5 protein-coding genes and 1 pseudogene are annotated in these 10,309 nt (G+C 25.5%); 5 read left to right on the top strand and 1 reads right to left on the bottom strand.

From position 1 onward, the window contains the following. Window positions 1-1,073: 1,073 nt before the first annotated feature. The 4 genes and pseudogenes from Q8777_RS01980 (at window position 1,074) to Q8777_RS01965 (ending at window position 5,736) form a co-directional block, all read left to right on the top strand. Entirely contained in the window at window positions 1,074-1,535 is a 462-nt protein-coding gene (locus Q8777_RS01980; protein ID WP_213680334.1) for a type II toxin-antitoxin system antitoxin SocA domain-containing protein, read from the top strand. Window positions 1,536-1,547: 12 nt separating this feature from the next. Beyond that, window positions 1,548-2,306, top strand: a complete 759-nt coding sequence (locus Q8777_RS01975) for a hypothetical protein (RefSeq protein WP_213680335.1) — start codon at window positions 1,548-1,550, stop codon at window positions 2,304-2,306. Window positions 2,307-2,805: 499 nt separating this feature from the next. Continuing rightward, window positions 2,806-3,441, top strand: coding sequence for a hypothetical protein (locus Q8777_RS01970; RefSeq protein ID WP_213680336.1), 636 nt, complete (start codon window positions 2,806-2,808; stop codon window positions 3,439-3,441). A gap of 568 nt (window positions 3,442-4,009) precedes the next feature. Further along, a pseudogene (locus Q8777_RS01965) lies at window positions 4,010-5,736 on the top strand (reverse transcriptase domain-containing protein). A 340-nt stretch (window positions 5,737-6,076) separates the two neighbouring features. Here Q8777_RS01965 and Q8777_RS01960 read toward each other — a convergent pair. Next, the gene (locus tag Q8777_RS01960; protein WP_193622173.1) at window positions 6,077-6,562 is read right to left on the bottom strand and encodes an SVM family protein; all 486 of its coding nucleotides are present in this window, start codon (window positions 6,560-6,562) and stop codon (window positions 6,077-6,079) included. A 1,569-nt stretch (window positions 6,563-8,131) separates the two neighbouring features. Between Q8777_RS01960 and Q8777_RS01955 the strand changes: the two genes are divergently transcribed. Further along, the gene (locus tag Q8777_RS01955) at window positions 8,132-8,965 is read left to right on the top strand and encodes a hypothetical protein (RefSeq protein ID WP_318749359.1); all 834 of its coding nucleotides are present in this window, start codon (window positions 8,132-8,134) and stop codon (window positions 8,963-8,965) included. Window positions 8,966-10,309: the final 1,344 nt, after the last annotated feature.

Genomic DNA, 10,309 nt, shown 5'->3' with positions numbered 1-10,309 from the left:
TTAAAAAAAGAGTAAGTAACTTTTCTGTTTCTTCTGTTTTAACTTTTTTTAAAAATACTTTTTTGATCATTTTTTTCTCCCTACCATATTTTTAGGAAGGGTTATCTTTTTTTAAAAAACAAAAAAAGACCAATTTTACAATTGGTCTTTATTATTAATTATTTTCTTTATTTTTTATTCCATGTTATCGATGTAAACTCTTTATTTGGTTGTGTAGTGAATGGGGAGCAGTGCGATCCTTGACCATCCGGGCTTTTATTTCCGGATTAGTAAATTTAATTACTTAGTTTTAGGATTCTCCAAGTTACGCTAAATTTCTACCTTAATTCTTTAGGGGAAGTATCCTCGTTCAGAGGCTGATTCCAGGTTTCCTTTATCTGATAAACTATCCAATACTTATCTATAATATTGATAGACTCTGGACTATCTGGGTAAAGCAACTTACAGATAGGTTTATTAATTACATCCATTTTCCTTCTTAGGCCATTGCAGGTTTCTCCATCGAATTATTTGGTGGCGGAGTCTTCTTGACTAATTTGCTTTCGTCGCAACCCGCTTTTATGGTCTGCTCTAATCTGACATTCTTTCGTTTGTTAGACCGACCATATCCTTTCAGGGTTTATCGGCCCTGGCTATTGGTTAAATAGCACGAAATTTAGGCCTCTTTGGCGCCCAGATAAATAATATAATTTTGACATATTTTTTTAAAAAATCCTTTTATTTTAAAATTAAAATTAATTTATAATTTTACAATTTATATTCTATAATACTTTAAAAAAAATTATATTAAAAAATAAAAATTATTAAAATATTATTTTATTAAAATAAATCCTTAGATTTCCGATGAGGAAGCCAAAAAAATTATTGTCAATTTAATTATCTGTTATTTCAGTAAAGACAAGGTAAATTAAAAATTAAATTAGTCATTCATTTTTATTTTTTATCTAAATATCAAACGATAAGAAAAGAAAAAATTAAAAAAACTCTCCACTTATATAAAAAAGAAGATTGTAATTTTAAAATAAAAATGTTATACTTCTAATATTCAAAATGGTTTTAAAAAGGAGTTAATTATGGTAAATCCGGAAAATAAAATCAATGTTTTCGATGTTGCTCAGTTTTTTGTAAATAAAGATAAAAAAATAAATAAAACCAAAATTCAAAAATTACTTTATTATGCACAAGGTTATTATTTGGCCAGATATAATAAGGTTTTATTTCAGGATGCCATCGAAGCGTGGCCGTATGGTCCTATTATTTCTTCTGTTTATGCGGAAACTTTAAAACAAGAATTTCAAAAACAATATTATTTTGATTTTAGTTCGCAAATGACAAATTCCCCTTTTACCGAAGAACAAAAAGCAATTTTAGAACAAGTTTTTGATGATTTTGGTAATCTGAGTGATAAGCAACTTAGTAAAAAGACTTATAACGAATTCCCATGGAAAACAACTTATGATCCTCATAAATTATATTCGAAATGTATCATTAAACCATCTATTTTATCCCGTTTTTTTAAAATTAAGAAAGATTAATCTAAAAAATTTATGTCGATAAAAAGAGAAAAATATTTTGAAATAATTCAATTGTTAGACCAAATTATGACAAATTTTGAAAGTAATGGGCATTTTTTAAAAGTTTTTTACGAAACTAAATTTTCTGAAGATTTTATTAATTCTTATATTGCAGATCATTTTAAAAACATAGGCAAAAAAACTGATAGAGAATCAATAAAAGGTCATGGTAAAGTCGATGTTTTGGTTGATTATGATTATATTATTGAAACTAAAAATTATTATAATCAAGAGGATTTAGAATTTGTTTATAAGCAAGTATTACATAGAATGCATCATCGTTTTCTTTATGCTTCAATTGTTTTATTAGTAAATGGATTTCAAAAAAATAAATTTAAAGAAATTTTAGAAGAAATTAATAAATGGATTAATTTAAAAAATGGTAAAAAACAAAACCAAAAAACAAAATTTAATGATAATTTTTTGATTGTTAAAATACCAAACCCTGATACTGGTTATGATATTTTGCTTAACATTGCTTGTTATCATTTAGAATTTAACATCAACCATGCCAAAAAAAATTATGAAATTAATGATAAACACCGTAAAGAAATTCACAATCAAAGTCGTCAATTTATTCAATCACTTAGTCAAATAAATAGCTTTAATTTTAAAGACAAAGAAGAAATAGCAGCATATGTGAACAATTTAACAAAAGAATTTTTGAAGATTATGTCTTCTTGTTATGAATATAATGAATATTATTTAAGACCTAAAAAAAATAATAATTAACACTTTTTTTAGAGCATTTTTTGTTTTAATAATTAAAAAATAAAATTTTTATTTTTATTGTGTGATTGATGATATTTAATTAATTTAATTTTAAAAGTGTTAAAATTTTCATCATAGTTAAAGTTTTGTTACTTTTATTGATTTTTTAGACGAATCACAAAAATCCATAAAATATATCATTTTTTAATAAAAAATAATGTTTTATTTTTTTATTTAGTGTAAATTGAGATTTAATTTTTTTAGATTTTTGTTTATTTTATTCAATTAAAAGCTAATGGATTATAAATGTAATAAAATTAATTCGCAATGCTTCCCATTCGTTACACAACCAAATGAAGAGGTTACAGTGATAACATGGAATAAAAAATAAAGAAAAGAATTAATAATAAAGACCAATTTTAAAGTTGGTCTTTTTTTGTTTTTTAAAAAAAGATTATAATATAAATATACATTGTTGAATTATTCTTGTTTTTTAATAAATAAAAAAAGGGGTAAAATAATGAATTTAAAAATTTTTTCAATATCCATTATGTTTTTTTTAACTTTAATTTTTTCTAAAGCTTATGACGTTTATGGCTGTGATGAAAAAAATTTATCGAAAACATCAGAAATCAATTTATATAATCAAAATCCGGAAAAAAATATATATCAAAAAACTTCAGAAGATCAGAAGGATTATGTTTATTTTTATTTTAAAGAAAAAGTTTTAGATGTAGCTGATGAAAAATTAAAATTTGCAGCGCAAGAAAATTATATTCCTATTTTTTTTGATAAATCTAAAACCGATGAAGAAATTGTAAAATTTTTGAGAGAAATCAGTGAAGATACTCCTGTTAGAATTATGAATGAAACTTATGATAATAGGAATCTAAATATTTTAGAATTTTTTATAAATTTCAAAATCGATAATTATTTTGAAGATTTTAAAAAAACCATTTTAGACGTTTTCGATGATAAAATGATAATTTCCTTTAGAAAAAATTTTATTTCAAGAATTATTTTTAGCGAATCAATGACTGATGAACAAATTATGGAATTTTTGAGAAGCACAAAAGGTATAAATTTTTTTTTGTTTTTAATCGTTGGTGAGATATTAGAAGTTTACAGAAATCAAAAGGGCGCCAAAGATGCTTAAATTTCCTGTTATCTAACCAATAACCAGGGCTGATAAACCCTGAAAGGATATGGTTGGTAGGGCAAACGAAAGAATGTCAGATTAGAGCAAACCATAAAAGCGGGTTGAGACGAAAGCAAATTAGTCAAGATGACCCCGCCACCGAATAATTTTATGGAGAAGCCTGAAATGGCCTAAGAAGGTAAATTGATGTAATTTCTGAACCTGTCTCGGAAGTTGCTTAAACGGACAGTCCAGAGTCTACTAGTATATATTTTGAGTACTGAGTAGTTTATCGAATAGAGAAACCTGGAATCAACCTCTTAACGAGGATACTTCCCCTAAAAAATTAAGGTAGAAATTTAAGGTAACTTGGAGAATCCTAAAACTAAGTAATTAAGTTTACTAATCTGGAGATGTCTGGATGGTCAAGGATAAAGAATCTTCTTAGTAGTCGTAAGAGTAAACCTAAATTTGGAATAATTTAGTTAATCGTCTTACCGAGAAGAGAGTTAATCACTCTTATAGGGCGAAAGAAGAAAGTAATTCACTATTTATTCAATGGCATCAAGGAAGGAGTTGATAGATTATGTCAACAACGGTTTCACCAGAAACTAAACTTTCACGAACATTGAATAAGATTTAATATTGTTCATCAAATGGCTATTCTCTGAAAAGAGAACTCCAGCAAGGAATGAATAACTTTTACAACACATTAACAGCATTTAATAAAATTACGGCTAACAAAGGGGCAGGTACACCCGGAATTGACAATAAAACCATTGATGGAATCAATCTGGAAAGATTAAAGAGATACCATCTGGAATACGTTAACAATGGTTACCACCCAAAGCCAGTTAAAAGAATCTTCATTCCTAAAGATAACAAAAAAACCTGACCCTTGGGCATACCGACCATCAAAGATAGATTGATACAAAAATGCCTGGAACAACTTTTAACTCCCTATTTCGAAAATATCTTCTCAGAATGGAGTTTTGGATTTAGAACCAAAAAATCATGTCATGATGCTATCAAACGTATCAAACAAAGATTTAAAGGAATAGATTATATTGTCAAAATCGACTTAAAAGGTTACTTTGATGCCATCAATCATGAGATTCTGATGAGAACCTTAAATCAGTTCATCAAAAAGAATAAAACACTCGCAACCATTAGCAAATGGTTTAAAGCCGGTTTCATTAAAGAGGGAATCAAATACGAGTCTTTATCAGGCTCCCCTCAAGGAGGGATTATTTCCCCCTTGTTGGCGAATGTATATTTACACCACATTGACCTGAAAATGGAGAGACTGATTAAAGAAGGAATACCTATTAGGAAGAGTAACCCAGAATATAAGAAAGCATGGATTAGAAACCAGCACCATAATCTGGGGATTGACAGACACATCAACCTAAATATAAAACCAAGAGTTGAATATAGCCGTTATGCTGATGACTTTATCATTGGCGTTAAGGGAGAATATAATGAGGCGTATAACATCAAAAACCAAGCAACTCGATGGCTAACGCAAGACTTGAACCTTACGGTTAGTAAGGATAAGTCCAAAGTTGTTAAAGCCAACAAAGGAACGAGGTTTCTATCCTACATGATAAAGGTTAACCCTACCAATAAAACCCGGGAAAGGAAAACAACTAAGGATTCCTTAAACGGCAAAGTTCAGATTCAAATTCCCCAGGCGAAAGTCGAGGAATATGGGTATGAATATAATTGGTTAAAAGGGGGAAAGGTGAAACACGACGAAACATTAGCAGAAAGAGACGAATTAGAAATAATTCGGACCTATAAAACAATTGTTAGAGGAATGTCCAATACTTTTGTTTAGCTAACAATCTAAGTGTTTTTACTCACTTAAGTTATCTAGCGGAGTATAGCTGTCTGAAAACACTGGCAAGGAAATAGAAAACGTCAATTGCCAGAGTTCGAAAGAAATATAAAGTTGGTTCAACTTGGGGGATTATTTATCTTAATAAAAGGAAAACCCAATACGAAACATGGGATGTTTACTCTTGGAACAAAATTAAGACAATGCGCAATTACAAAGGAAACCCGGATATTACCATCAATAAATATATATTCCAAGGTCGTACCCATTTAGCTGACCGTCTAAAAGCGGAACGTTGTGAGCATTGCGACAAGACAACCCAACTTCAAATTCATCACATTGGTACGGTTCGCAATGCGAATCGCCAAAGTATCATGAACAAAAGAACAAAGGTATTGTGTAAAGATTGTCATCGCAAGATAACCAATCAACAAATACAAGATATTAGAAACAAGAACAATAAGAATAAATAGCTAATTAACCGCGAGGAGACATTAGTTCTCGAGAGAGAGTGAATTATGGAAAGCCGGATGCTGGGAAACTTGCTTGTCCGGTTTGGACGGGGGCTGATTGTAAATAAAACAGCAAAGACAAATCGCTGAATAAAACGCAATTAATCTATCCGTATTATTTACGATTTTTTTTCAAAAATTTTTTCTGATTCTAAATAAAAATGATAAAAAAGATGAGGTTGTTTTGTAAAGATGAAAAGATTTTTTTAATTAACATATTTTTTGGTTTCCTTTTTAAGATTTTGTGTATCAAATAAAAAAAGACCCTGAGAGAGGAGGGTCTTGGGGTTGTGATTAAAAATTAATTAAATTCATTTAATTTATATTGTAAATTAATATATTTTTGGTTTAGATTATTAATTTTTATCACTAATTTTTGATGTTTTGTCATAAGTTCTTGTATTGCGGGGTTTTGATAGGAAATACTTAAAATTTGAATTGCTATTTGATTTCTTTCATATGAATCATGCCAAATTTGTTCATTTATAGACTTTAAAAGTTTGATATCATAAATTCTTTGATAAAGATTTTTAATTCTTTGATCTAAATCATTTAATTGTTTTTGTAATTTTACATCATCATCTAAATGATGAATAAGAAAATATGAAATTTTAGTAGCTAATTCTTTTCGTTCTAAATAAAGTTTATTAATTTCATTATTTATGTAATTTTCATCATTTAAATTATTCATCGCCATTACTTGATTATTATTCATTTTAAATAATAGTCCTAAAAAAATAAATAAACAAATACTTATTATTTTAAATTGATTTTGTAATTTAAACATTAATTAAATCTCCTTTAATTTTTATTTCTTGAATTTTAATATATTAGCAGTTGGTATAATTTTGTTACCAGTCAGAGCTGACTCTTTTATTATTTTCAGCTTCTTTTACTTTATCGTTATTATGTTTATCTTTAAAGAGAGATAAAGTTTTACGTAAAGGGTTGAAGTTCAGGTGGAAATTAGTTAATTTGAAATCAGCATTATGAACAAAAGCTTCACCAATGTATTAGTATGTTTATATATCAACAATGCACTAAAACGTCTGAAGACGCTATTTAATAATTGTCTAATCATGAAAATTATAAGTTATAACTTAATAATTTTAATAAATTTATTTTATAACACTTGACAGATAAAAAAACGGGATATAAAAAATTAATAATTAATTCCCATAAATACTTACAACAGATAAGCCTAAATTAATCCATTAAAGAACATTCATTCTCGAGTAACTCCTTCTTTTTCTTTTAACTAAATATTTAATATTATTATTTTTTTGTCATTAAAGCAATAACAACAGAAAAAAACAACAAATAAAAATGATAATACATAAACTCACAATTGCATGTCTTTTGTAAATACTATTTTCTATTTTTTTTATAAAATTTTTTATTTTTAAACTCAATACTTTGCAACTTAAAAATAATATAATTAACAAGAAAACGCTTAAAATTGCTATCAAATTAAAAAATATATTTTTAGTAACCTCATCCATTATAAAATTTGCTTCTTTTTTGTAAAGTATTTATGTAGCATAAATTAATGATCAGAAATTGTTTTTTTAGAAAAAAACATAATCTTTAACACATTTAATAAAAATCCAGAAACATACAATCAACCAAATAATAAATAAAATAATAAATAAAAAAGCAATTTTATTTCTTTTTTTAATAATATTTTTTATTGTGCAAATAAAATTTATTATTAATTCAAAAATTCTGAGACTTAAAAATATTATAGATAAAATAATTAAAATTAATATTAATATCGACAAAAAATAAGTACCCAAAAACATACCATACATTATAAAATTTTCTCCTTTTTGTAAAGTATTTATGTAGCATAAATCATGATCAGGAATTGTTTTTGTCTAATACAAAAACATAATACAAAAACATAATTGTTTATATTTTAGTATTATAAGCACATTTAATAAAAAAGCAATTTTTATTTTCGCAAAATAATAATTTATGAAATTAAGATATTTTAAATCGATAATTTTGTAAATAATGAAGAGGACTTTGATAATTAAGTTTTTTCATAGGCCATTTGTGATTATAAAAACGTTTAAAAGTTTGAATTTTTTTAATTATTTCCGTAAAATAATAATCGTACCAATCATTATAATGATAGTTAAATCATTCCTAAAAATCAAAAAATAATTCCAATATGTAGCATTTTATTTTCTATAAATATAAAATTTTATAGTTATTAATTAATTTTAAGTTAAAGGAATAAAAAAATATATTATTTATATTATAAAAAAATTTTTAAATTCAAATAAATTGATTACTTTTAATATTAAACAAATAAAAATATAAAAAATATATTTTCATGAAAATGAAGAATATGAAAATTATTTGGTTAATTACGATTTTTATAATTATATTTATTTTAATATTAATATTTCGTCGGCTTTTTTTCAAAAGAAAGTTACAACAATTTTCACAACAAATTAGACAAAAAATAAATTATATTAATTTATTAATGCATAAAATACATGAAAGTATTGGAATTCGCTATCCTTCTATTTATTATGAATTACAAAAAATTGATAATTTTGTATTATCTAATAAGTTTAAATTATGTTCTATGAAAAGAATACAAACAATTTTAAAACATTTGGAAGATATTGAAAATATTTTAATCCAAGTACACTTCCAAAATAATAAAAACGACCAAATAGAATTTAGTATTCCTTATATGATGCTTTTAACATATAATCAAATAATTGAAGTTTTATTAGATAAATATGGAGAAGTACCTGGTAATTATTTCTTAGATCAACAATGCACTAAGGTAAATGAATATATTAAAAGATCTTCAGAAGGTTTACAAATACATCACATTAAAGAAAATGAAATGAAAGGTTTATCTAATCCTGAATTTGCTCGAAAAGCTCCTTTTAGTTATCAAATGGAATACAATTTGGTTTATTGTAATTTACTAGAGCATTTTTTATTACATTGTAAAATTTGGGATCATTCAGCCAACCCATTACAAGTTGATGTGGGGCAAAATGGAGCTCAAATATTGTTAAATGAATTAGAACAAATTCATTTTGCTAATACTTGGCGATATCAAAATTATAAACGTAAAGCAGCTCAAACCATTTTTTTTCAAAAAAAATCATTTTTTCAATGCCGTAGATTCTTTATAGTTTTGCAAATAATTAAATCTTAAAAATATAGATATTAATGATTAGTTTTTTGACTTTAAAAACACCATAGTTTTGTTTCTATGTCAACCAACATCGCATCCAGGTTTGGTATGATGGATTTTAAATGCGTTTTTTTGGTTGTTAAAATAAACTTTACATCTTTTTTTGATCATTATTCTTCCAATTATCAGTTTTGGTTTTCTTTAATTTCTCAAGTTTTTTAATTTTCGAATTTTTTCTAACTCTCACAATGGACGTATGATGTTTTTTTGTTAGGGTTTTTCAAAAATCTATTCTCCTATCTCCTAAATAGTCATATTCCGGATAAGTGAGCTGTTCCGAAAATTTAGACACTTTTTATTTTTTAAAAATCTTGAAGACTAATTATTAAGTTATTCTTTTTTGTTTAAAAGATTAAAAAATAATTTCCTATCTTTTTGAAAAATTTTTTTAGAAAGGAATAAAATGTTAAAGCAAAAAATTATTTAAAGAATTTTTAAAAAATAAAAATAATTTAGTAATAAGAGATCTTTATCTTGGTAAAAAACTAGTTTGTCAATTTTAATATTATTCTCATTTTTCAACTAAAGAAGATAGTTTAGTGGCTCAATCAGAGTTCTTGATTTAGGTTATAATTTTACTATTTATGCTACTTTCGCTATCAAATCAGAAACCAGAGAACTAATCAGCTTCAATTCCTCAAAAAAATCATAAACCGAATAATCTTTATTTTCAAGAATAGTTTTATGTTCCATATCTCATAAATAATCTTAATCCTCATCTATTAAACGACAATTGACATAAAAAAAGATGATCAAAAAAGGCAAGTAATTAATTTAAAGTCCCTTTGTAAAGGGACTTTTTTAGTTAAATCAAAACTAAAAAAAAGACTTTTTTAAAAAAATTTTAAGAAAGGAACTGATTAATAATGAGTGATGCGATGACAGAAATTTACCGTGGTACATATTTTAAAGACCGCAGTAATATTAAAAAAACCATTTATCCCAAGAAAAAAACAAACAAAAATAACCAATAATTGGTATCTTTATTATTAATGACTTAAAAAAACGTTGTGTAACAAACAGGGTACAGCGCGATTCCTTGATTAGGGTGAATGATATAAGTTTGTTTAATTTAAGAATTTTTTTAATAGTATAGAAAAATAAATATTTATTTTGATGTTCCTAAGTATGAAAAAGTGATAATTTGATTATTAAAATAGTCAATAATACAAAAAAATATAAAAATCTTTGAGTAATTTTAAAATAAGCGCTATCGGTTAATATTTTTTTGAAACGGTTTGGTGGCCGTAAAATCTTGATTGATAAAAATTTTGAATAACTTGGAGATTATTTTATATTGACTAA

The sequence above is a fragment of the Candidatus Phytoplasma stylosanthis genome (assembly GCF_032886435.1).
Taxonomy (GTDB): Bacteria; Bacillota_I; Bacilli_A; order Acholeplasmatales; family Acholeplasmataceae; genus Phytoplasma; species Phytoplasma stylosanthis.
Note: the sequence above shows the minus strand (reverse complement) of the source record. Positions and strands in the feature narration are given on the sequence as shown.